This is a genomic window from Capillibacterium thermochitinicola (assembly GCF_013664685.1).
GTDB classification, from domain to species: Bacteria; Bacillota; UBA4882; order UBA10575; family UBA10575; genus Capillibacterium; species Capillibacterium thermochitinicola.
Genome location: NZ_JAAKDE010000019.1, coordinates 37412 through 61334 on the forward strand (window position 1 = coordinate 37412; position 23923 = coordinate 61334).

The following is a 23923-nucleotide window of genomic DNA, read 5'->3' on the forward strand; positions in this document are numbered from 1 at the left end:
TCAATCTATTTTATGAGCAAGCAGGGGAGTTGTTGCCGGGTTGTTTCCTTATCCGGAGATGGTTACACCATACGCATGGATCCAAGGTAAAATGGCCGAGCCAAAGTCGATACGTTCCTGCGAAACAGCCAGGATCGACTGAAAGAGGGTGATCAGATTACCGGCGATCATCGTTTCACTAAGCGGATATTGAATGGTGCCGTCTTCAATGTAGAAACTGTTCTTGGCGACGCCGGAAAAATCTCCGTTTGGGCTGGGGGCCCCTCCGGAAAAACGGTTCAGGAGGAGACCCTTTTTTACTTTTTTCAAGATTGTCGCGAGGGGTTGGTCACCCGGGGTGACGACAAAGGCACCGCCATCATTGGCTGCCCGGGGCAGACCGGTTTTTTTCGCGCCATACTGGCTCAACAGAAAGCTTTTCAAAACGCCGTTTTCAAAGATGGTTGCGTTTTGGGCTTCATACCCGTCACTGGTGATAAAATAGCCACTGCTAATCTCCGGGGAAACCGGGCGGCAGTCCAAGGTCAAGCGGGAACTGACCACCTGTTGATTTAACTGATGCCGAAATGGGCTGGTTCCGGCGATCAATGGTCCGTCGCTGATGGTGATCTCCAGTAAAGAGTGGAGAAATTCTTCGAGGCAATCCGGGGTGATGATCACCTCGCCGGTAAACTTGCCCGGGGCCTTCCGCGGTGTCTGCCCTCGGTTGGCCTGGTCAAAAAGAATCCGGAGGGAACCACAGTTCAGCAGTTCTTCTTTCAAGTCCAAGGTAAAAAAGCCCGTGTTATTAAAGGAGGAGGAGCCGTGGCCTTCTCGGGCCGAGAAGGTGACGGCAAAGCGGTATCCGCCTTGGTTGACGGTAAAATCGACGCCGTTGGAATTTTGGAAGAACGTGGTCTGCCTGGTAAAATCCAAGTGGGCGTTGAGCAGTAGAATCCGGGGAAATTCCGCAGCCACGTCGCTGGTGAAAGTTTTGAACCTTTGGTACATCAAGTCGAAATCGGGTGCGGTCCCGCCCTTGTTGAAGATTTTGGGCGGTTGGTACTCTGCGATATCATGGGCGGGGTCCGGCGCGGAGGAGGCGGCGATCGCCAATACTTCCTGGACGGCCGGATCCAAGGCGGTCCGGTCGATTTTGTTCAAAAGCAGACTTCCCCGCCGCTGGTTTTTTAGGGCCGTCAACCGCAGATGATGATCGACGGTTGTCCGGATTAGCTTCAATGCCCCGTTTTCCAAATTCATCTCCGTCTTTTCGGTCCGGGTCAGGATCGTTTCGGCTTTTTCGGCACCGGCCTGTTTTAAAGCGTGCAGTGCGTAGGTGGTTAATTCCTTTGTCGACATCTTTACCGACCTCCGATCATTACTTGGCATTTGAGCGCGGGTCCGCCTAAGCCGACCGGGATCAGTTGTTTTTTGCCGCACATGCCCCCGCTTAACCATTTAAACTCCCGTGAAACTTCACTTACCGTCTGCAAAACCTGAAAAGCCAGGCCGGAGATGGTCGTGTCTTTGATCGCCCGGCCCAGCTTACCGTTTTTCACTTCATAGCCCAACGTCACCCCAAACATAAACTCGCTGGTCGCGTCGGCCTGACCATTGCTGGGCCGCATCAGATAATAACCGTCGTCGAGGGAAGCGATCATCTCCTCCAGGCTGGCCTCACCCGGCAGGATGGCGGTATTGCGCATCCGGATTAAAGGTTCATCCGAAAAACGAAAAGCACGGGCGTTACCGGTCGGTGGGACCTGAAAGTGGCGAGCCGTTTCCTTGTTATGGAGAAACCCCTTGAGGATGCCATGGTCAATCAAGACTGCATCGGTGGCGGTGGTTCCTTCATCGTCAATGAAGATGGGAACCGGGCAAATTTCGCCCAAGGCGGTATGGGCAAAATCAACGAGGGAGACCAAAGGGCTGGCCACGGGCTGCCCGAGTTTGGTTCCGACCACCGATCCGCCCAGCACCAGATCGGCTTCACAGGTATGGCCGATGGCTTCATGGGCCAAAATTCCGGTCAATTCGGGCGCGAGAATACAAGTCTTCAGCCCGGCTGCGGGGTAAACCCCTTCCCGCTTGCGCATCAAATGTTCGTATAACTGATCGATCTGGGGATAGAGCGCATCCGGAGTCGAAAAATGATCTTCAAATTGGCCGCGGCCGCCGAAGACTTCCTGCAGACTGACGGGTGCGCCGTCGTGCTCGACCGTTAAACCAATCAAAATTAAAGACCGGGTAAGCAAGGAAAAGGCGGCAGCGCCTTCGGAAGTGAGGAGCGATTTTTTCAGTTCGGTCCGGTTGAAGGTCACTGTGCGACTGGCCAGATTGGGGTATTTTTCCGCGATATACTGGTCGATTTCTTGAAGGAAAGCCACTAGCTGTTCCGGGTTGGGCGGCGGCGCGGTCATGGGCGGATCGTAATGGGTGGTCACTTCACCGCGGGGTAAAGGAGCGGCGCTTAATCTTTCTTTTGCAGCGAGAAAAGAGGCGTTATCGGTGGCGGTGGTAATCACAAACTTAACACCGTCGTGGGTTGCCTCGGGGGAGGAGGCAAAACCCCAGACCCCGTCTTTATAAACCCGGGCGGAGACGCCGCTGGTCGTCAACCGGGTGTTTGTCGTGTTATTACCTTTTAAAAAACTAATGACCAGGCTGTTATTTTCTTGACAACGTAATTCGGTGTAATCCGTGAACAAATTTCTAAAGGAAGACAAATCTATGTTCATCCGGACTTCCCTCGCTTTTTAATTTCTGGTCGGATTATAAAGGATTATAACATTAAAATAAACTCTTTACCAATCTTTATAGAAAAAACAATCAATTTGATTTATACTTGAGATAGTAAGTCTTTTGCCCCCGCGTAGGGGATGGCCTTTTAATCGTTAGTTTCCCATTCTGATTAATATTTATGAACAGACGGAGGACTGGAGATTGCGCTACTTACCGCTGGAAGAGATTGAAGAAGGAATGATTCTAGCCCGGAGCGTCTTTGCCGAAGACGGGAGAACGCTACTGGCCAGAGGTGTAAAATTGACCAAGAACTACCTGGAAGAACTGAAAGCCTTGCACTTTACCCACCTTTTTGTGGGGGAGGGGCCGGAAGATTTTGAAGTGAATGGGATCAGCGAGCAAACCTACAGCCAGGCGCTGAGATCCGTACGGGAAGTTTTTCTGAACGCGGCGAAAAAACAGAACCTTGATTATAAAGAAGTCCTGGATGTGGTTGATTTCATGGTGGATGAAGTGTTGAATGAAGATGTTCTGTTCAATATCTTTGAGATGAGAAGCCATGATAACTATACTTACCTGCATTCGGTGAAGGTTGGGATCATCGCCAGCATTATGGGGAAAAACCTGGGTTTGGCCAGGAAACAAATCAAGGAGCTGGCGGTCGGGGCTTTACTTCATGATATTGGCAAAATGTGCATTGAGAATTCGATTTTGGAAAAGAGCGGGCACCTTACTTATCAAGAGTACGAAAAGATGCGTTTGCACCCGAAATACGGTTTTGAGATCTTACGCGGGGCACCGGGGTTGAGTCTCCTCTCGGCGCACGTTGCTTATCAGCACCACGAGCGTGAGGATGGATCCGGGTATCCCCGTGGCCTGAATAGTGAACAGATCCATCTCTACGCCAAAATTGTGATGACAGCGGATTCTTATGATGCGATGACTTCGGGGCGCAGTTACCGGCGGACACTGTGGAGTCATGAGGCTTTGGCGCAATTGGCTGCGGAAGCACCGGAAAAGTACGATCCCAAGATGATCAAGCTCTTGGCACAGTCCGTCGCGTTGTACCCGGTTGGCAGCGTTGTTTTACTAAACAATTTGGAGGTGGGGTTGGTCACCGATGTAACCCGCGAAAGCGTCAAGGTCGAATTTTTGACCGGGACGGACAAAGGGAAAAAGATCGCCTTAAAGGCAAACGATTTATTAAAGATTGAAAGGCGGCTGTCTTAAAGTAAAGATATATTAACATAAAACTGCCTTGACAAGCCGTGCGCTCTTCATTATAATAGCGAAGGCAGTTTTTCCTAATTATCTTATTAATGCCAATATAAGAGTTATTCATGTTAATCTATGACCGGCTTTTTACGTTTTTTTTTCTTTATTTATTAGCGGGGAAGGAGAAACAGTCCTGGAAGAGATTATCGCCTTTTTAGAGAAGAATAGAACCGGTGATTGGCAAAAGAACATGGCTTACCTAAAGGAAAAAGGCCGCCTCCGGCTCTTGGAAGCCGGACGTGATCTCCGTGTTTATCAATTTGTTTCCTTTAAAGGTGAACGGTTGAAAGTTCGGTTTTTCTGGGATGGAAAAAAAAGCCATACGGAGATCGTCTAGAAACGAGTATAACATAGTGGTCGATGCCGACCACTTTTTTATTGCTTTATTTTTTGGCATAATTAAACCAAGAGGGAAAACCAGAGCACAAAGGAGCAATTCTTGATGAACGAAGAAGAACTGAGGACAATCCCCACGACACCGGGGGTTTATTTGATGAAAAACGAAGCGGACCAGATCCTCTATGTCGGAAAGGCCAACTCCCTTCGCCACCGGGTGCGTTCCTATTTTCAGCCGGCCAAAAAACACCCGCCGCGGATTGCACGGATGGTAGAACAAGTTGCCAAAGTTGATTTCATCACGACCGCCTCCGAAATTGAGGCATTGGCCTTGGAATGTAATTTGATCAAAGAACATCGTCCAAAGTATAACGTGCGCCTTCGTGATGATAAGCAATATCCATGGTTGAAAGTGACTTGGCAAGAACCTTATCCGCGGGTGTATATCGTCCGCCGGCCACAACGGGATGGAGCCCGTTATTTTGGCCCGTTTACGGAAGCAGGAGCGTTACGGGAGATTCTTCGGCTTTTGCAAAAAATCTTTCCCCTCCGTTCTTGTAAAAGAAGCTTGAAACCGGAGGAACGACTCCGGCCCTGCCTTAACTATCATATTGGGCGTTGTTTGGCCCCTTGCGCCGGTGAAGTCGACCCCGAAACTTACCGCCAGATGGTCCAGGAATTTTGTCGAGTTTTAGAAGGTCATACCGAACAACTGGAGGCCAAGCTCAAGGAAGAGATGGAAGCGGCCGCTGCACGGCAGGAATATGAAGAAGCGGCGGTGTACCGGGATAAGTTACGCGCTTTGCAAAAGGTGGTCCAGCGGCAGACGGTGGTTTCGACGGCGCCCATCGACCGGGATGTTTTCGGGTTGGCCCTGACGGACGAGGGCAGTTTTATTCAGGTGCTCCAGATCCGCCGGGGGAAACTCATTGGCAAAGAGGGCTTCTTCTTTACGGATCTGGCCGGTGAAACCGAGGAGTTTCTCCGGAGTTTTCTCCTCCAATACTACGATGAGCTGGATTACATCCCCAAAGAGGTTATTCTTCCGGTGGCTCTCCCCGACCAGGCGGCGATCGCCGCTTGGCTGACGGATCGGAAAAAACAGAAAGTAGACTTAATCCACCCGAAACGGGGCGAAAAGTTTCAGCTTTTACAGATGGCCCGGGAAAATGCGGAACTTCTCCTCGACAGGGAACTGGCCCGGCGGAAACAGGCCGCGGCGGCCACCCGGTTGGCTTTGGAACGGTTGCGTGAACTATTGGCCCTTCCCCAGATTCCACGGCGGATCGAAGCCTTCGATATCTCCCACTGGCAAGGGGAAGAACCGGTGGCTGCGATGGTGGTTTTCCTCGATGGACGGCCGGCTCCGGAAGCCTACCGGCGGTTCCGGATCCGTGGGATCGCCAAGAATGATGACTATGCGGCCCTCCAGGAAGCGGTCGGCCGCCGGTTTTTGCACGGACAACAGGAGCAGGAGGAAGCGGAGGAGAATCCCAGCTTTCTGCCATTCCCCGATTTACTGGTGATCGACGGCGGAAAGGGCCAATTGAACGCAGTCTATACCAAGCTGGCGGCGCTCGGTTGGGCGGAACAGCCGGTGATCAGCCTGGCGGAGAAGGAGGAAGAAATTTACCAGCGCGGTCAGGAACAACCTTTGCGCTTACCCCGGGACGATCAGGCCTTGCACCTTTTGCAGCATCTGCGGGATGAAGCCCATCGTTTTGCTTTGACTTTCCACCGTGCCCGGCGGCAAAAACAGAGCTTCGCTTCGGCTTTAGACCGGATCAAGGGGATTGGCCCCAAGCGGAAAAAGGCGTTACTGCAGAAATTCGGATCGCTCCGGCAGATTCGGGAAGCATCACTGGAGGAGTTGTTGTCGGTCGAGGGGATGACGGTCACTGCGGCCCGGGCTATTTTGGAGGGTTTGGAGGAGATGGAGTAGATCCTTTCCCCCACTGTTTCTGCTGTTTTCTGGGTAAATGCTTAAATAATACTATTGGAGTCAATATATACATTATGGGGTTTAGCAGGAGTTATGTTTTAAAAAGCGAAATAGTAGGGCAGAACAACGGACCCTAAAAACTGCATAACACCACCCAAGAAACAGTCAAGTTCAAAGTTTACTACACCTGCGATAACCGTCCGGTGTAAAGGAGGTGAAAACGACTTAGGCATTGGACGGAGACACAGGGGTAGTAATTCATCGCACTACCGTTCGTTGCCGGAAAAGAGGGAGAATTGAGGAAACATGACCACTCAGTTCGGTTCTTTTCCTATCGCAGCACCAATTCTAATAAAAGAAAACCAAAATCGAAGAAAAAATCGCAGAACCTAAGGAGGAACCAATCGATGAAACGAGTTGTCGCATCATTACTTGCCCTATTACTAATCGCAACAATGACTCCCGTTGTGATGGCTGCCAATTTAGACTTTTCTGGTAAAGTGATTACCGAAGCCACTTATGGTGAGAACTTCGGCGGAAATTCCGAGATTGAACTCTCCGCCAAGATAGGTGAAGGTCTGAAAGCCGGTCTTGGTTTCGGCAGTTCGGAACAGTCGTTCCCCTGGTCGAACTGGGAACTGGGCATCAACGCATTATGGCTGGAGACCAACGGCGCTTTAATTCCGGGAACCCCCGAGTTTACCACCAGAATCGGGTCCTTGAACCACAGCTACTCGGATTTCGTGGCGAAAGGGATCAAAACCACCGGGATCAGCATTGACCAACTGGCCATTGGCCCGGTTACCCTTGGTGGTTACTATTCCCTGGCCGGCGAGAGCATTCTGGACCGGGGCGCTTACGTCAAAATCAATCCGATGGACGGGATTGAGGCCCAAGCGACCGTGGTGAAAGCCGACGAGCAGCTCTCCTACGCCTTGTCCACCACCGTGCAACCGCTGGCCGGAGCCGAAGTCTCCGGGACGTATGCGGCGGTGCATGAAGGGGCCAACGCTTACCGGGTGAAAGGTAAGTACCAGGTACTGGAAGGCCTTGAGGTTCGGGCCGGCTATCAAGATATCCCGACCGAATTTAACGCTACCCATCGGAACACCAAAGACGATGACAAAAATAACGTTAATCCGGGAACCGGTTTCACCGTTGGCGCGACCGCTAACCAATTCGGTTTCGAAGTGGTAGCCGACTATGTGGACTATGAAAAGACGGTTGATTACTCCGTTGCCCGTACGGTCAACATTGCCGGGCTGGATTTCAACACCAAGCTGGCTGGTAATTATGATTTTGAGACCGCGGAAGCGGAAAAACTGGAAGCCACGGTTGGTTACAGTGCACCGAACGGACTGGAGCTTACGGCCGGTTACAACTTCATCGAGAACCAGCCCACCATCTCCGCCGGTTTGGAGCTGCAATTCTAAAACACATGTAACATGAAGCGTTGTGCCTATCCGCACTAAGCTTTGCCAAAAAGTAAAAGGAGAAACCCCGGACTGGTCCGGGGTTTCTCCTTTTGTACTGTTTTTTGTTGACTCTTGCAGTCTTTGGACATATTTTTCGTTTCCAACCATAAAAATTAAATGGGGAAAGGGCTAAGGAAAGAACAGGTATTTCGTGGCAGGAAAATTTGGGTTTATGTCGAATATATAAAACCAAGAAAACTGAAAAGCTCGAGCGAAAAGTAATACATCGACCAGCATATATTGCGAAAAATGACTCCTTCTTCATAATAGACAAAAAAGACTACTGGTCACCATGGGGGGTGGAGAAACAACCGCTAAATGTCGATCGCGATTGACATACAATGGAGTAAATGAACGAGATTCGATATAAATTTTTTAGGAATAATTAATTTAATTGGATTTGGGAGGTAGACAACATTGGCAAAGGTAGTCTTTGAGCACGTTTATAAGAAGTTCCCCAACGGTGTTGTTGCTGTCAACGATTTTAACTTAGAGATTAAAGACAAAGAGTTTGTGGTTTTGGTTGGTCCCTCCGGTTGCGGTAAAACCACCTCTTTACGGTGTGTTGCCGGTCTTGAAGAAGCTAGTTCCGGTAATATTTACATCGGTGACACTTTGGTAAACGATGTCGCGCCGAAAGACCGGGACATCGCGATGGTTTTCCAGAACTACGCCCTCTATCCCCATATGGATGTTTACAATAACATGGCTTTCGGTTTGAAACTGCGGAAATTCCCGAAGGCCGAGATTGACCGCCGGGTGAAGGAAGCCGCGAAGATTCTTGGGATTGAAAACCTCCTTGATCGTAGGCCAAAAGCGCTTTCCGGTGGTCAGCGGCAACGGGTAGCGTTGGGCCGGGCCATCGTTCGCGAACCCAAAGTCTTCTTGATGGATGAGCCCCTCTCCAACCTTGACGCCAAATTGCGGGTGCAGATGAGGGCGGAGTTGCAGAAACTACATAACCGTCTCCAGACCACCGTCATCTATGTTACCCATGACCAGATTGAGGCGATGACCATGGGTGACCGGATCGTGGTTATGAAAGACGGCGTCATCCAGCAGGTCGGTCGGCCGCTTGACATTTACGATCATCCGAATAATGTGTTCGTGGCCGGGTTTATTGGGACACCGCCGATGAACTTCTTGGAGGGTGTGCTCCGGAAAGAAAACGACCGGTTCTATGTTGACTTTGGCACCTTCAAGATTTATGTTCCGGAAGGTAAATTCAGAACGGCCAATATGTATGTGGATAAAGAGGTTATCTTCGGAATCCGTCCGGAGAACATCTCTGAACTGGCGGATACGCCCAACGCGAATCCGGAAGATGTGGTTACCGCGACCGTTGACGTCAGCGAGCTTATCGGGTCCGAGACCTATCTCTGGGTTTCCAATGGACCGCACAGCTTCACTGCCCGGGTGGATGCCCACACGAAAGCGGCTGATGGTGACCAGACGCAACTGGTCTTCAATACCCAGAAGATTCACCTCTTTGATAAAGAAACGGAGAAAGCCATTCCATAAGGGCAAAACTCGATTTCAGTAATCCCCCATCGCTCCGGTGGGGGATTATTTAAATGTTTAATAAGTTTAACAAGAGGCGTTTATAGAAGGGGAGGACATTATGTATTATTTGGGTATCGATTTGGGGGGGACCAATATTGCCATCGGGCTGGTGAACGAAGAGGGAGAAATCGTTGAGCGCGGAAACGCCCCGACCGGAAGAGAGCGGAGCGCCACCTTGATCCTGAAGGACATGGCCGATCTGGCGCTCGAAGTGATGGCCAAAGCCGGGGTTGGTTTTGACCAGATTACAAGTGTCGGGGTGGGTTCACCGGGCGCCCCCGATGTGGAGAATGGAGTTATCATTTATAATAACAATCTTGGCTTTCGGAACGTACCGGTCCGCGCCGAACTGCAAAAATACCTGCCCTTACCGGTATATGTCGACAATGATGCCAACTGTGCTGCGCTGGCTGAGGGGTTACTCGGTGCGGCCGGCGGGGTTCGTCACTCAGTCACAATTACGCTGGGGACCGGGATCGGAGGCGGGGTCATTATTGACCATAAAATCTATAGCGGATTTAACAATGCCGGTTCTGAACTGGGTCACATGGTGATCGAGGCGAGCGGGAAATTATGCTCCTGTGGCCGGAGAGGCTGTTGGGAGGCGTACGCCTCCGCCCGGGGCTTGGTTGAAATGGCGAGGGAGGCGGCGGCCCAAGCGCCCGCTTCTTTGCTCTATACGATGGTTGACGGGGATTTATCTAAAATCACCGCGAAGACTCCCTTTGATGCGGCCAAGCAAGGCGATGCCGTGGGTGCGGCGGTGGTGGACAAGTATTTGGATTACTTGGCGGTTGGGGTGGTGAATATCATCAACATTTTACAACCCGAAGTGATCGTTATTGGCGGCGGCGTTTCGAAAGAAGGCGAAAATCTATTGGTTCCGCTGAAGGAGAAAGTGGCACGGGAGTGTTACGGCCAGGAAGGGATCCCCACGGCCGAGTTGCGCTTGGCCCTCCTGGGTAATGACGCGGGAATCGTCGGGGCGGCACTTTTGGGTTTCCCGCCGGAGAAACGCGCTCTGGTCAGCCTATTTGGTCCGGGCCGTAAATAGCGCGGTTTCTGGCTGAGTTGCTTTCGGTGGTTGGAAAAAGCGGCGACAACTGTTGATCAGTCCGGTACCGATCACCTCCGCCATCCGCATGACCAGGCTTAAACGGGTGTTTTGGAGGACAAGGTACTCCATAAAGCCGCCGACATTCACAACACCGATGATATGCATCTGCCCTACTGCGGGCAGATGTTTATTTACACCCGTCCCGGGACGTAGCGGGCCGGGTTTAATGTTAATGTAGCCAATGTTTTCCGTCCGTCCCAGACAGGCGTCAACAGCGATAATGAACGGGTTGGCAAATTTTTCTTCAATCTCTTGGATCGTTGCTTCGAGGTTTACCGCGTGCACGGGACGGTCCAGCGTACCGTAGACAGTAACCTGGGGGGGGAAGCTGACCTTTAACTTTGGTTCCGACCAGCGGACCCAAGCTGTCGCCTGTTGAGCGGTCGGTGCCGATACATAAAAGAACAAGGGATGAATCTTTACTGCACAAATGGGTCAAGGATTTATAAAGGCGTTCCGTACATAACTGGGCTGCTTGTTCACTGTTGCTGTCAATGCGGTACGGAAGTAATGGTTGTAGTTGAGCGGCTTTGCGCGCGAGCGAGAACCACAAACTTACCCCTCCACCTTTCCGGTAAATTAACACATTGTATCTTATGTAGTTTGGGTGGCGGGTATACATGCTTTTTCAATTTTGCTTTGAAACTTTGCTTTTCCGGCGCGGAAAGGGACGGACAACCTGGTTTGTTATGTAACAAAAAAGAACAAAAGGAGAAGTTCTTGGCGTCTTCGGGGCAAACGGATGGGGGATACTAACTATGCTTCATCCCTACGGTATAGACGGAGAAGTGGATGTCTAAGTTTAAACGAAGAAATCCGAAGTGAAGGGGAGAAAGAAAGTGAATAGTGGTCGCGAGTTGGAACGGTTGGAAGAGATTATGCGTACTCTAAGAAGCGAACGGGGGTGCCCTTGGGATCGGAAACAGACCCATCGTTCTTTAAGACCATATTTACTGGAAGAGGCGTACGAAGTTTTGGAAGCACTGGAGGAAGAATCCCCGGCCCACCTCCGGGAAGAACTGGGGGACCTTTTGTTACAAGTCGTCTTCCATGCACAGCTGGCAGCGGAGAGCGGCCACTTTACCCTGGCGGATGTCCTTGCGGACCTTAACGCCAAACTGATCCGTCGCCATCCCCATGTCTTTGATAATCAGGAGGTGACCGGAGCCGAGGCGGCGGTGGCCAACTGGGAAGCGATTAAGGCGCGGGAGAAAGAAACGGAGCCCTGCTCGGCTCTTTCCGGGGTGCCGACTACATTTCCGGCTTTAATGCGGGCGGAGAAGGTACAAGCAAAAGCCGCCCGGGTTGGTTTTGATTGGCCGGAGGTACGGGGACCACTCGCGAAGATTAAGGAGGAAGCGGAAGAATTGGTGGCCGTCTGGGAAGCCGGGGTAAAGAGCGAAGCCGACCAGCGGAGACTGGAGGAAGAATTCGGGGATCTCCTTTTCTCCCTGGTTAACCTGGCCCGTTTTCTTAAGATCCGGCCGGAACTGGCGTTGCTACGCAGTACCGAAAAGTTTGTCCGCCGTTTTCGTTGTTTGGAAGAACGGGCTGCCGCGCGGGGGCAGGACCTTTCCGCACTGACGTTGGAAGAAATGGACCAGCTTTGGGAGGAAGAAAAGAAGCGGGTATAAACGCGGTCTGTATAATCCTCCGCCCTTCGGTTAAGTTAATCCTAGAACCAAAGAAGGGGGAGGAATTAAGATGTTGCCGCCCAAACACATCCGCAAGTTTTTTTCGTTTGCCTGTGCGCTGTTATTACTGGTTCCGTTTTTAATGGGCTGTCCAGGTGCGGAAGGGAACGTGGCTAAAAAACTGAATAAAGAGCCGGAGATCACCGTCTATTTCCACAAAACAAAAGAGACGAAGAAGATGCCGATCGAAGAATACCTCATGGGTGTGGTGGCCGGTGAGATGAGGCCGGACTGGCCCGTGGAGGCTTATGCGGCGCAGGCGATTGTCGCCCGGACTTTCACGATGGATTTTATCGCCGACGGTGGGACCAAGAAGCAACATAATACCGATATTTCCACGGATGAGGAAGAAGCACAAGCGTATAACGCCGACGCCATTACGCCGGAGATCCGGCGCGCCGTCCAGATGACGGCGGGACAAGTTATGACTTACCGCGGGCGGTATGTGAAAGGGTGGTTCTCGGCCAGTTGTGGTGGGCGTACCGCCTTAGCCAAAGACGGGTTGGCCTATAAGGATCCGGAACCCCCGTATATGCGCTCGGTCTCCTGCCCGGAAGCGGAAGTAATTCCCGATGAAGAATTGTTTTGGAAAAAGAAATTCACCTTCCAGGAGCTCACGGCCGCCCTTTCCGAACTGGGCCAAAAAATCGGCACCGTTTCCCGGATGGCGGTGGCTTCCCGCAGTAAAGATTCACACCGGGCGCGGGAACTGAAATTCACCGGGTCTGACGGGGAAGCGACCGTCCCGGGGGCCGATTTCCGGATTGCCATCGGTCCGCAAGATATGCGTTCCATCTGGCTGACCGATATAAAGCACGAAGCCGACGGGATCACCTTGGAAGGCCGGGGTTTTGGCCATGGCGTCGGGTTATGCCAGTGGGGGGCCCATGCCTTGGCTAAAAAAGGGAAAAAACCGGAGGAGATTATTAAGCACTATTACCCGGAAGTAAAGATCGAGAAATTGTGGTAGATAAATACCGGACGAGGTAATTTTCATCTAGTAAACCGAAAAGGAAAGAAAAAGCTGTCAACCGGTTACGGTTGACAGCTTTTTTGGCGACAAAACCCCAAGCCAAGCGGGGATTACTTCAGGGTTCCCGCGGCTGGGTAGGTACTTGGTTTGTACTCTATAGCTCTTTTTGTTCCAAATGCCCATCTTTGCTCATATGATAGTTTGTAAGAAAAATCTGATCAGAGGTGGCAAGGATGGAGCAGAAGGGAGTAAAGAACAACCATCAATTAACCCTGGTCCACCGGGAAAAATTAACCATCGACGGGGTCACCAATGTGGGTAGTTACGACCCGACTGCCCTTTTACTGGAGACCACCGCGGGAGTGCTGTTGATTAAAGGCGAAAATCTTCATTTAACCCTGTTGAATCTGGAACAAGGGAAAATCGGGTTGACGGGAGAGATTAATGCCCTCACCTACAGCAATGAATCGCTCAGCCAAAGAAGCAAAGGTCTTTTAGGTAAGATCTTTAAGTGAGGGAAGCCTTGCTACTAACTTGTATAAACCAATGGTTGGCTTTGTTTAGCCGTCACGGAAAAAAGAGGAAACGACCTCTTTTTTTGTTTTAATTTCCGGCAGGAATTGCTGTCGCTTTATGGAAACATATAAAAGACTGACCAGACCAGGTGAATATTTCGAAAAACATACTTTGAGGTGCAGGATGAAGAAACACCGCCGTCTCCCGCTCTTTTTTTTCTTGCTGCTTTTGGCCAGTTTCGCTTTGACTTTTCCCGCCCAGTCGGCGGTGGAGCTAAGTAGAACCGGGGCCGAATACCGTTTTGGACGCGTGAAAGCGCTGCCCCGCCCGTTGGAATGGAAAAAACTGGTCACACCCCATTTTGAGATCTTCTTCTACCAGGGCCTGGAGGAACTGGCGGAACGCAGTGCCCGTATCTTGGAAGAAGATGCCTTTGGCCGCGTCTATCCTGATTTTCGCAACCTTTTTACCCTAAACCCATACCGGAAAATCCGGGTGATTCTCTTTGCGTCGCGGAAGGAGTACCAGAATTCACAAGCCAGCGGAGTATCGTTCGATGACACTTCCGAAGGGGTTGCCCACATACTGGTCAACCGGCTGGTGGTGATTGGACAGCCGACTTACCGGGACTTGCGGGGCGTTTTGACCCATGAGATCACCCATTTGATTACGATTGGCCCTTTCAAAAACCACATTTTGTACGGGATGGGGAACAACGTACCGGGTTGGATTGCGGAAGGGCTGGCCGAATACTATATGCCGGCGGAGACCAGATTCCCCAACCGGGAGGTTGCCCTCCGCGACGTGGTCCTACGGGACCAGGTGGATTCGCTTAATGAGATCTCGGCGGTCAGTGGCAATCTTCACTACGCGGAAGCCTGGTCCCTGATTGATTACATCGCCCGGAAATATGGCCAAGATAAGCTGTGCGTAATGCTGGAAGCGGTGGTGAAGGAAGGCCACCGGGACCGCACCTTCGAAAAACTCTTCGGCCGGACGCTTAAGGAACTGTGGAACGACTGGCGGGAGGAACTGCCCCAGATCTACCGGGCGGGAGCGGAGGCGCCCGCCTATACTGAAAAGGCCGATCCGCTCTATCCAGACTACCGCAACCAATTGATGGTTAAGGTTGGCCCGGACGGTCAAATTTTTTTCCTCTCCACCTGCCAGGGCCGGCTCTATGATCTATTCCAGGCCGATGGCGACCAAGTCAGGGCACTGACCAAACGGACTGTGTTTGCTTACGACTTGGCACCGGACGGGCGGCAACTGGTTTTTCTCTCCGACGAAGAAGGCGACCGGCGGCTTTACCGGTTAGATTTGGCCTCCGGCGTGGAGACGCCGGTGGAACTGGAGATCACCAATCCCATTGGCGTGGCCTGGTCCCCCCAGGGGGACCGGTTGGCTGTAGTGGCCAATATCAAGGGTGATGCCGACCTTTTCCTGGTTGATCCAGAGGGACGACTTTTGGGAGTGATTGCCGACTCTGAAGTCGACGAGACGGATCCGGCTTGGTCCCCCGACGGTTCGCGGCTGGCGTTTGTTTCCCCCCGGGGGCAATTTGACCAGCTTTACCTCTGGGACGGCGATAAAGTGCGTTTGCTGACCCAGGGCGCTGCGCACCACCGGGACCCGGTCTGGAGCCCCACCGGGGACCTTTATTGCTTGACGGGGGAGCGGGGTTACTACCGGGTGGCGGTCGTTGATTCAGCCCACGGGACCACGAACCCTCTTTGGCCTTACCGCGAATCCGTTCTTGGGGTGGTCCCGACGGCCGGTGATTTTCTGGTTACCCTTTATAACGACCGTAATTTCGAGCTTTATCGCTACCAACCGGGGGAGGATAAATATGATGAATAAACAAAATAACCGGTGGCGCTGGTCAGGCTTACTGCTGGTACTCCTTTTCTTCTTTGTTGGTGTCGTCCCCGTCCGGGCGGTGGCAATGGAGTATGAAGAGTACCGTTCCCAGCTGGAGTTGGAGTATTTTATCCCCTTCATCATGTACGATGGTGTTTTTTACGCGGCGACTTACGGAAAGATGAGCAGTATCCTCCGGGATCAGGAGTTGGAGTTTATCCTTCTGGCGCAGGGGGAGGAGACCATCAACCTGGTGTTGGGCTATACCTATCATACTCCCTACTGGTCCTACGGACTAAACTTTTATCAGATGCCGGTTTTCACCGGCCCCCCCTGGGGTCTTGGCTTTTGGGAGCTGCAAAGAGGTGTCAGTCTACTGGCCAGCCGTCATTACAGCAATGAGGATCGTCTCGATTTAAGGTTACAGTGGGAGAGTTTTTCTCCTTTGGAAGACTTCCGATATCCGGTGGACGACGCTTCGCTTTTTGGGGTCGAGGCCACCCTTACCCACGATGATTTTTCTTTTCTCCGGCAAGCGGGCTCCCGGGGGTATGTCAGTTTAGGCGGAGCCTATCCGCTCCTGGGGACCGCTTATGAAAATATTAAAGTGGAAGGGGATTACCGGCGTTACTGGTCGGGAGACCGTACTTCTCTGATCTTTTGCCTCCGTACCGGGAAGATCTGGGGGTACTATCCAAGCCACCGGGGGTTTGCGCTCGGAGGAATTCAACAGGTGAATGTCAGTAGTTTGGGTACCGTGACCAACCAAGGGCTTTTAGGCACCTTGGCCGATACCGTCCTCCGGGGTTATCCCGCCTACCGTTACCGGGGTGACGGCTTTATCCTGACCAATCTGGAGCTACGATTGTTGGCATGGCCGCGTTCTTACCAAGAACGCCGCCGTACCGCTTTTTCCCTTGGTGCGTTTGCCGATGCAGCTTGGGTTTGGGACGGGGACCGGCGTGTTTCGGCCAGTCCGTCGGTGGGTGTGGGCTTTGGTTTTAAGTTTTTCTTGTTCGGGTTAAATATTGGTTTTGACTATGCGGTCCCGCTCAATTCCGAAGACAGGGCTCCACGCTGGCACTTTAGTTTAGGGGAAGTTTTTTAAAGGATAGACCAAGATTGACCGCAACCGTTCGTTACGGATAGCGTAAGATAATTTCGGTGGCTGAGGTATAACCCCCCTTATTTTGGCCGAAACTGGGAATAAGGGGTGGTTAGCCGATGAAACAAAAGCTTACATGGGGAACGGTTATTTTCTTTATAATTTTGATTGGATTACGGGCGGAAGCCATGGCCAACGTTTTCGGTTTCCCCAGCCGTAACCAGGTCGAACAAGCCCTCCACAGCGCCACCGAAAACTGGGGACCGTTGGTCTGCCTTGAAGGAGAGATTACGGACGTAACGGCGGACGGGTTCCGTTTCCGCGCCAGCGACCACGAGGAAAGTTTCTTTTCCCATCAGGACGCGGAGGTTTTTGTCAATGGCCGGGCCGGGCTTTGTACGGCTCTGCGGCCGATCGCACCCGGTTTTAATTTTGATGCCCGTCTTTATCTTGACCGGGCAGGCGTTCTTCGTTTGGTGGATGGTTGGTACGTCGGGGTGGAAGCGGAAGTCCTCACCATTGACCCGGAACGCGGTCTCCTGACGGTTCAACCCCTTGACCATGCCCAAGCCAACCAGTTCCGCCTCTCACCGCTCTTCTCCGCCACCAGTCCTCTACCAGCCCCGGGCGAGGTTTGTTTTTTCCTTTTTGATTGGGAGTACCAGGTGCGCCGGATTATCTGTGCGCCGTGACACAAAAACCGGGCTTTACCCGGGAAAAGCAGGATCACAGGGGAGTCTCGCGAATAGAAACTGAGAGGTAATGCCGACTAGATTCGAAGAAAGGACGAGCGAGCGTGGCGATTACCGTTCTGGTAGTAGATGATTCTGCCTTTATGCGTCAACTGATCAAGCAAATGCTGGAGTCGGATCCGGGGATTAAAGTGGTAGCAGTGGCGACCGACGGGATTGACGCTTTGAACAAAATTGACTTTTACCGTCCGCAAGTGGTAACGTTGGATCTGGAGATGCCGCGCATGGATGGCCTTACGATGCTGGCCGAATTGATGCGGCGACATCCCCTGCCGGTTGTGGTCGTCAGTTCGATTGCGGTGGAGGGGGGCGAACAAACCCTTCAAGCTTTGGAGCTGGGTGCGGTTGATTTTGTGACCAAACCGGTGGCCAAGCCCTCGCAAGAATTGTGGCAGATCCAGGATGAGCTGGTCCTGAAGGTAAAAGCGGCTGCCGAGGTCCGGCCCGAGATTATAGAACAACTGCCGGTGGCGGAGCCGGTTCCGGAACAAGACTTTGATAATGTACCATCCACTGGGATTGTGGTCGTTGGGGCTTCCACCGGCGGACCCCGCGCCCTGCGTTATCTGCTGTCTCAAATTCCGCCGGATTTTCCCTGGGGGATGATCATTGCCCAGCACATCCCGGCTGAGTTTACGCAGAGTTTTGCCGCACGGTTAGGTTCGCTTTCGGCCTTGAAGGTAAAGGTGGCCGAGGAGAACGATGAAGTGCGGCCCGGGCAAGTCTTGGTGGCCCCGTCCGGACTCCAGACCGGTGTGGTGCGGAAAGACGGGAAAACCCGGATTAAACTGGAGCAAAGTGATGCGATCTATCGCCCCTCCGTCGACTACCTCTTCAACTCTGTGGCGGCTGTGTATAAAGAAAATACGGTAGGAGTACTCTTAACCGGGATGGGGGCTGACGGTGCTTATGGCTTAAAGCTCATCAAGGAAGCCGGTGGGATTACCATTGCCGAGGCGGCGACTTCCTGTGTCATTTACGGGATGCCCCGGGTCGCCGCAGAAATTGGCGCCGTTCACTACCAATTACCCCTCGCTGAAATTCCAAAGTGTCTTTCCTCAGTGTTGGCCCGTTATAAGCAAAAACAGTAATGGGAGTTGGCGAAGATGACCCCCCTTGATCTTGTTGAACGGAGGATGCGGGAGCTTCCGACGCTGCCGTTGGTGGCCCAACGGGTGGTCGGCCTCCTTGACAACCCCAGTTCTTCCGCGGCGGATCTGGAGCAAGTCATCAAACATGATCAAGCCTTAACCGCCCGCGTCCTAAAACTGGTCAACTCCGCTTATTATGGCTATCCCCGTCACATTACCACGGTAGGCCAGGCGATTGTGATCCTGGGCTACAAGACCCTGAAAGAACTAGTTTTAAGTATCTCCATTGCCGACCTTTTCCGGATGAGGGGAGAGGCGAAAGTTTTTAACCGGGCGGCCCTTTGGCAACATGCCGTCGTTACCGCAATTGGGGCCAGGATCTTGGCCCGCCGCGCCGGGCTGCCGTTTGAAGAAGATGTCTTCATCGCCGGGCTCCTGCATGATATCGGGGTTCTCTTTTTGGATCTATGCTTAAATGCCGAATTTGACGAGATCGTTGCTTTAACGACTACCGCCGGGGTCCCGTTGGTCCGGGCCGAGGAAAAAGTTTTAGGCTTCAACCACACGCAGGTGGGGAAGATGGTGGCGGAAAAATGGAACTTTCCTCCCTTTTTGGTTGAGGTCATCCGCCACCACCACCGGCCGGTCCAAACCAGAAACCACTGGGTGGCGGTGGCGCTGGTCTTCCTGGCTGATAATCTGGCTCAGGAAACGGGCGTTGGTTTTTTGGAAGGTTACGATGCCGGACCGGACTTTGTAACAACTGTTTGGACCTGGCTTGAACTGAAACCTGAGCAAAAACCCGACGTTTTGCAGCAAATTAAGCGGGAACTGCAGGGTGCGGGTGAATTTTTAGCTTTATGTTAGAATGGACAAAATTAACGTAATTGGGGTGAGCAGATGCAATTGGCCGATTTTGAAGCAAAAACTCTGGTCGAACTACAGAGAATGGCCAAGGAATTTGGGATTGACAATTATAACCGGTACCGGAAACGTGAACTCATCTACGAGTTGCTCAAAGTCCTGGCGACTCAGGAAGGAAGGATCTTTTCCCAGGGCGTGCTGGAGATTTTGCCGGAAGGCTACGGCTTTTTAAGGGTTGATAACTACGAACCGGGGCCGAATGATGTTTATGTTTCCAACTCCCAAATCCGCCGTTTTCACCTGCGGACCGGCGATCTGGTTGCCGGTCAGGTTCGACCGCCGAAAGAAAATGAACGTTACTTTTCGCTCCTGAAAACCCAGGCCGTCAACCACCTTGATCCCGATTTGTACCAGGAAAGAGACTATTTTGAGGAGCTGACCCCCATTTATCCGCAGGAACGGTTGGTCCTGGAAACCCAACCGAATGAGATCGCCATGCGTCTGATGGATATCATCGCGCCGGTGGGCAAAGGACAGCGGGGGATGATTGTCGCGCCGCCAAAGGCGGGAAAGACAACCTTGCTGAAGAGCATTGCCAACAGTCTGACCCGGAATCATCCGGAGATTCACCTGATTGTGCTCCTCATCGATGAAAGGCCGGAGGAAGTTACCGATATGGAGCGGTCGGTCTCGGGTGAGGTTGTGAGCTCGACCTTTGACCAACCGGCCGAGAACCACGTCCGCGTGGCCGAACTCGTCCTGGAACGGGCCAAGAGGCTGGTGGAACTGAAAAAAGACGTGGTGATCCTTCTTGATTCCATCACCCGGCTGGCCCGGGCGTACAATCTGGTGGTTCCTCCCAGCGGGCGAACACTCTCGGGGGGTGTGGACCCCGGTGCCCTGCATAAACCGAAACGGTTCTTTGGGGCCGCCCGGAATATTGAGGAGGGTGGCAGTTTAACCATTATGGCCACCGCTCTGGTTGAGACCGGAAGCCGGATGGATGACGTCATCTATGAGGAATTCAAGGGTACCGGTAATATGGAACTCCATCTCGACCGCAAACTAGCCGACCGGCGGATCTTCCCGGCGATCGATATTGTCCGTTCCGGCACCCGCAAAGAAGAACTCCTCCTTGACCCGAAAGAGTTGGAGATGACCTGGGTGCTGCGGAAACTCTTAAGTTCACTTGGTCCGGCGGAGACAATGGAACTGCTTCTGGACCGGTTGGCCCATACCAAAGACAATAAAGAATTACAGAGTCTGATCCTCAATTCTTCTTTTGCCGAAAATGTCCTGAGTAAAAGAGGGCAAAACTGAAACTGCCCTTTTTTACTTTTCCTCCGTGGCCGCTTTTTCCCACCTCCAAACATTTACACCTGTCCAGCTGGAAATGTTATAACAGAAAACCTGGTAAATCAGGCAATCCTTGACTATGTATGAAATATATTAGTTATGGTCATGATAAAGTAAGTAATTTTCACTTTTTACGGCCATAACGGTTATAACAGCATGGGTGGAGTTTTGGAGGTAGGCAATAGATGGATGAGAACCTAAAGATTGATTTAGGTCGAAAAAGCATCGGTTTCTTCCTGGTGTTGTTCCTCTTTTCAGCTCCGGCCGCAGGTAAAGGACTGAACAATCTCCAGGAGAAAACCCTTTACGATCTTTTGCGGCCGGTGGTGAAGACGGTCATGCTGACGGTCGAGCCCGACCCGGCGGGCGTAGTAGCAAACGAACCTCCTGGCCGGGTGGAACCCACGGGTCCGCCCGCCGCAAACGGGGAGGACGACAACCGTGCTCTTTACCGCATCTGTTGGGGCGACACCTGCTGGTCGATTGCCCGGCGCCACGGTATGAGTCTTAATGAACTGACGGCGCTCAACCCTGGCTTAAATCCGGAAAAGATTAAATCCGGTGATTATATATTCGTGCGTCGGATGACGACGGTGGCGACCAGTCGGGGACGGAGTGGGCCGCGCAGTTTACCGTTGGCTTTATCCCATCCGCTGCCGGGCGGGCGCTTGACGTCCCGGTACGGAAAACGGTGGGGCCGGATGCACTGGGGAATTGACCTGGCCGCCCCGGCCGGGACGCCGGTGCGCGCCGCCGCGGCCGGAATTGTCACTTTTTCCGGGTGGCAAAACGGATACGGCTTGATCGTGGTGCTTGATCATGGTTCCTACCAAACCAAATACGCCCATAATACGGAAAATTTGGTGCGGGTTGGCGATGAAGTCAGGCGGGGCCAGCCCATCGCCAAAGTAGGAAAAACCGGTAACGCCACGGGGAACCATCTCCATTTTGAACTGGTGATCAACGGCGAAAGAGTCGATCCCTTGCTCTATCTTTAATAACCTCCCAACCTTCTTTTTTTTTCCCTAAAATTAACCAAAAAAGTGCTTGCTTCTTGGCGTAAGAAGGTTTAAAATAAAGACGAAGGTCAGGAAAGGTCAGAAAAGGGGTGGTTGCCAAGATGAGTTCGCTTTCTGACCTCATCGAGCAGTATCTCCAGGATCTGTTGGCGAAAAGAGACAGCATTGAGATTCAACGGCGGCAGTTGGCCCAGATGTTCCGGTGTGCCCCTTCGCAGATTAATTACGTGTTGGAAACCCGCTTTACCATGGATCACGGCTACCTGATTGTCAGCCGGCGCGGCGGCGGCGGTTACATCAAGATCACCAGGGCTAACTGGCACGAGGATCCTGATGTACTTGAGAAAATCAAGGAGTTGATCGGCACCGAAATCACCCAGGAAGGGATGGCCGCTCTGCTCCGGCGTCTGGTTCGTGAAGAACTGCTTGAAGAGAAGGATTCCTGGCTTTTGTGGCAAGTGATCAATAAGGAACTGGAGAATCCGGTTTTCCCGGAAGAGAAGAAGGATAAGCACCGGGCCATTTTGCTCCGCACCGCCCTGTTGGTGCTCTGCGGACGGGAGAAACCAATTGCTTAAACTGAAGGGGTGAGTTGAATGTGGTGTGAACGGTGTAAACAGCGGCCGGCGACGGTTCATGTGACGAAGATCGTCAATAATCACAAGACTGAATCCCACTTGTGCGCGACCTGCGCCCAGGAAAGCGGGATTGATCCCGGTAAAGAACTGGGATTCCTCTTTGAGCCGAACTTTTCTTTCCATAATTTGCTGGCCAGTTTGCTCGAGCATGAATTCGGGCCGGAAAGTGCCTTCTCACCTTACCAGGCGGCGATTGAGAAATGTTCCAGTTGTGGACTGACTTTTACTGACTTTAGGAATATCGGCCTTTTGGGTTGCGGCGATTGCTACCAGGCATTTGGTCGATCCCTCGGGCCGCTTTTCCAACGGATCCATGGGCACGTTAACCATACGGGAAAAGTCCCCAAGCGGACCGGAGGTAAAGTCAGGATTAAAAAAGAGATTGAAGACCTCCGTCGCAGATTGCAGGAGGCCATCCGGCGGGAGGCATATGAAGAAGCCGCCCAGATCCGGGACGAGATTAGAGCTAAAGAAGAAAAGTTAAATAAGGAATAAGCCCAGAGAGGCGACCAATTATAGACGAGTGGTTTTTAGTATCGGAGGTGGACGGATTGGACCTTAAGAAGAGAATGAAAGACTTACTCCCCGGTTGGCTGCACGGGCCGGCACCCGAAGGGGATGTGGTCGTGAGCAGTCGGATCCGTTTGGCCCGTAATTTACAAGGATATTCCTTCCCGCACCAGGCCGATGAGCGAGCGCTGGAGGCGGTTATTACGAAAGTTGAGAACGCTCTGAAAAAGACCGGTTTTACTTTGAAACGTCTGGACGGAATGGCCCAGGGGGAACGGTTGCTTCTGGTCGAACAGTACCTGATCAGTCCTGATTTATTAAAAAACCCGTCCCACCGCGGGGTGATGCTTAACCAGGACCAAACCGTCGCGATTATGCTGAATGAAGAGGACCACATCCGGATTCAAAGTATTCTTCCCGGATTGGCGCTCCACGAAGCCTGGGCGGCGGCCAACCACATTGATGATGTATTAGAGGCAGAGGTGGATTATGCTTTTGCCGAGAAGGTAGGGTATCTGACCACCTGCCCGACAAACGTCGGGACTGGTCTGCGGGCTTCGGTGATGCTGCACCTGCCTGCCCTGCATATGGTGGATCAGGTCAAGAAGGTTCTTTCCGTCCTTCCCCACGTTGGATTTAGCGTACGGGGGATTTATGGCGAGGGTACGGAGTCGACGGGTAATTTGTATCAGATCTCCAACCAGGTTACCTTGGGTTTGAGTGAGGACGAGATTATCGGGAAAATTATCTCCGTGACCAAACAGGTGATTGACCAAGAACGTTCAGCCCGCGAAGCGCTCCTGGCCAAAGAATCCCGCCTGCAGCTGGAAGACCGGGTGTACCGGGCCTATGGGGTTTTGAGTGAAGCACGTTTAATCTCTTCGGAAGAAGCGTTTCGGCTCTGGGATAATGTGTTATTGGGCGTTAATTTAGGGTTAATCCCTGAAGTTAGCGCCGAACAGATTAATGAGTTGTTTTTCCTCATCCGTCCGGCTATTCTCCAACATCTCGTGGGTAAAGACCTTGCTCCGCATGAACGGGATTACTACCGGGCGGAGATTATCCGGAAACATTTGAAAACGAAGCGGGGATAATAACAAAGAAGTCAAAGAG

General features: G+C 52.3%; 23 protein-coding genes. 19 read left to right on the plus strand and 4 right to left on the minus strand.

Features of this window, described 5'->3' with window-relative positions; genetic code table 11:
- Nucleotides 1-48: 48 nt before the first annotated feature.
- Together G5B42_RS09300 and G5B42_RS09305 are read right to left on the minus strand one after the other, a co-directional pair.
- Entirely contained in the window at nt 49-1341 is a 1293-nt protein-coding gene (locus tag G5B42_RS09300; RefSeq protein WP_181340199.1) for a TldD/PmbA family protein, read from the minus strand.
- A gap of 2 nt (nt 1342-1343) precedes the next feature.
- Nucleotides 1344-2720: a TldD/PmbA family protein gene (locus tag G5B42_RS09305; RefSeq protein ID WP_181340200.1), complete on the minus strand. Its 1377-nt coding sequence runs from the start codon at nt 2718-2720 to the stop codon at nt 1344-1346.
- A 205-nt stretch (nt 2721-2925) separates the two neighbouring features.
- On the opposite strand from G5B42_RS09305, the gene G5B42_RS09310 reads away from it, so the two are divergent.
- The 6 genes from G5B42_RS09310 to G5B42_RS09330 all read left to right on the plus strand — a co-directional run bounded on the left by G5B42_RS09310 (nt 2926) and on the right by G5B42_RS09330 (nt 10369).
- Nucleotides 2926-3954: an HD-GYP domain-containing protein gene (locus G5B42_RS09310; RefSeq protein WP_181340201.1), complete on the plus strand. Its 1029-nt coding sequence runs from the start codon at nt 2926-2928 to the stop codon at nt 3952-3954.
- A 235-nt stretch (nt 3955-4189) separates the two neighbouring features.
- Nucleotides 4190-4336 (plus strand): hypothetical protein, encoded by a 147-nt coding sequence (locus G5B42_RS11950; RefSeq protein ID WP_231133422.1) that lies wholly within the window; start codon nt 4190-4192, stop codon nt 4334-4336.
- Between the two features lie 105 nt (nt 4337-4441).
- Nucleotides 4442-6277: an excinuclease ABC subunit UvrC gene (uvrC, locus tag G5B42_RS09315; protein WP_181340202.1), complete on the plus strand. Its 1836-nt coding sequence runs from the start codon at nt 4442-4444 to the stop codon at nt 6275-6277.
- A 407-nt stretch (nt 6278-6684) separates the two neighbouring features.
- Complete coding sequence (locus G5B42_RS09320) at nt 6685-7710, plus strand: hypothetical protein (RefSeq protein WP_181340203.1); 1026 nt, start codon at nt 6685-6687, stop codon at nt 7708-7710.
- Between the two features lie 459 nt (nt 7711-8169).
- Nucleotides 8170-9273, plus strand: a complete 1104-nt coding sequence (locus tag G5B42_RS09325; protein ID WP_181340204.1) for an ABC transporter ATP-binding protein — start codon at nt 8170-8172, stop codon at nt 9271-9273.
- Between the two features lie 100 nt (nt 9274-9373).
- Nucleotides 9374-10369 carry an ROK family protein gene (locus G5B42_RS09330; protein ID WP_181340205.1) on the plus strand — a complete coding sequence of 332 codons (996 nt, stop codon included), beginning with the start codon at nt 9374-9376 and terminating at the stop codon, nt 10367-10369.
- Here the strand turns inward: G5B42_RS09330 and yyaC are convergent.
- Both yyaC and G5B42_RS12290 read right to left on the minus strand, forming a co-directional pair.
- Nucleotides 10346-10717 carry a spore protease YyaC gene (gene yyaC, locus G5B42_RS12285; RefSeq protein WP_331274098.1) on the minus strand — a complete coding sequence of 124 codons (372 nt, stop codon included), beginning with the start codon at nt 10715-10717 and terminating at the stop codon, nt 10346-10348. The genes G5B42_RS09330 and yyaC overlap by 24 nt on opposite strands.
- On the minus strand, nt 10677-11054 hold the full coding sequence (locus G5B42_RS12290; RefSeq protein WP_331274099.1) for a DUF1256 domain-containing protein: 378 nt from the start codon (nt 11052-11054) through the stop codon (nt 10677-10679). Before G5B42_RS12290 ends, yyaC begins: the two co-directional genes overlap by 41 nt.
- A 217-nt stretch (nt 11055-11271) precedes the next feature.
- Between G5B42_RS12290 and mazG the strand changes: the two genes are divergently transcribed.
- The 13 genes from mazG to G5B42_RS09400 all read left to right on the plus strand — a co-directional run bounded on the left by mazG (nt 11272) and on the right by G5B42_RS09400 (nt 23904).
- Nucleotides 11272-12066, plus strand: a complete 795-nt coding sequence (gene mazG / locus G5B42_RS09340; RefSeq protein ID WP_331274100.1) for a nucleoside triphosphate pyrophosphohydrolase — start codon at nt 11272-11274, stop codon at nt 12064-12066.
- Between the two features lie 70 nt (nt 12067-12136).
- Nucleotides 12137-13096 carry a SpoIID/LytB domain-containing protein gene (locus G5B42_RS09345; RefSeq protein ID WP_181340206.1) on the plus strand — a complete coding sequence of 320 codons (960 nt, stop codon included), beginning with the start codon at nt 12137-12139 and terminating at the stop codon, nt 13094-13096.
- Nucleotides 13097-13332: 236 nt separating this feature from the next.
- Nucleotides 13333-13614, plus strand: coding sequence for a sporulation protein YabP (gene yabP / locus G5B42_RS09350; protein ID WP_181340207.1), 282 nt, complete (start codon nt 13333-13335; stop codon nt 13612-13614).
- 184 nt (nt 13615-13798) lie between these two features.
- Nucleotides 13799-15475 carry a peptidase MA family metallohydrolase gene (locus tag G5B42_RS09355; protein WP_181340208.1) on the plus strand — a complete coding sequence of 559 codons (1677 nt, stop codon included), beginning with the start codon at nt 13799-13801 and terminating at the stop codon, nt 15473-15475.
- Nucleotides 15468-16583, plus strand: coding sequence for a BamA/TamA family outer membrane protein (locus tag G5B42_RS09360; protein WP_181340209.1), 1116 nt, complete (start codon nt 15468-15470; stop codon nt 16581-16583). Before G5B42_RS09355 ends, G5B42_RS09360 begins: the two co-directional genes overlap by 8 nt.
- A 161-nt stretch (nt 16584-16744) precedes the next feature.
- Nucleotides 16745-17272 (plus strand): hypothetical protein, encoded by a 528-nt coding sequence (locus G5B42_RS09365; RefSeq protein WP_231133424.1) that lies wholly within the window; start codon nt 16745-16747, stop codon nt 17270-17272.
- Nucleotides 17273-17376: 104 nt separating this feature from the next.
- Nucleotides 17377-18423 (plus strand): protein-glutamate methylesterase/protein-glutamine glutaminase, encoded by a 1047-nt coding sequence (locus G5B42_RS09370; protein ID WP_181340211.1) that lies wholly within the window; start codon nt 17377-17379, stop codon nt 18421-18423.
- Between the two features lie 15 nt (nt 18424-18438).
- Nucleotides 18439-19290, plus strand: a complete 852-nt coding sequence (locus G5B42_RS09375; protein WP_181340212.1) for an HDOD domain-containing protein — start codon at nt 18439-18441, stop codon at nt 19288-19290.
- A 33-nt stretch (nt 19291-19323) separates the two neighbouring features.
- Complete coding sequence (gene rho / locus G5B42_RS09380) at nt 19324-20607, plus strand: transcription termination factor Rho (RefSeq protein ID WP_181340213.1); 1284 nt, start codon at nt 19324-19326, stop codon at nt 20605-20607.
- A 221-nt stretch (nt 20608-20828) separates the two neighbouring features.
- Complete coding sequence (locus G5B42_RS09385) at nt 20829-21641, plus strand: peptidoglycan DD-metalloendopeptidase family protein (protein ID WP_181340214.1); 813 nt, start codon at nt 20829-20831, stop codon at nt 21639-21641.
- A gap of 122 nt (nt 21642-21763) precedes the next feature.
- Nucleotides 21764-22240, plus strand: a complete 477-nt coding sequence (locus tag G5B42_RS09390; RefSeq protein WP_181340215.1) for a CtsR family transcriptional regulator — start codon at nt 21764-21766, stop codon at nt 22238-22240.
- 18 nt (nt 22241-22258) lie between these two features.
- Nucleotides 22259-22795 (plus strand): UvrB/UvrC motif-containing protein, encoded by a 537-nt coding sequence (locus G5B42_RS09395; RefSeq protein ID WP_181340216.1) that lies wholly within the window; start codon nt 22259-22261, stop codon nt 22793-22795.
- Between the two features lie 74 nt (nt 22796-22869).
- Nucleotides 22870-23904 (plus strand): protein arginine kinase, encoded by a 1035-nt coding sequence (locus G5B42_RS09400; RefSeq protein ID WP_181340245.1) that lies wholly within the window; start codon nt 22870-22872, stop codon nt 23902-23904.
- The last annotated feature ends 19 nt before the right edge of the window (nt 23905-23923 follow it).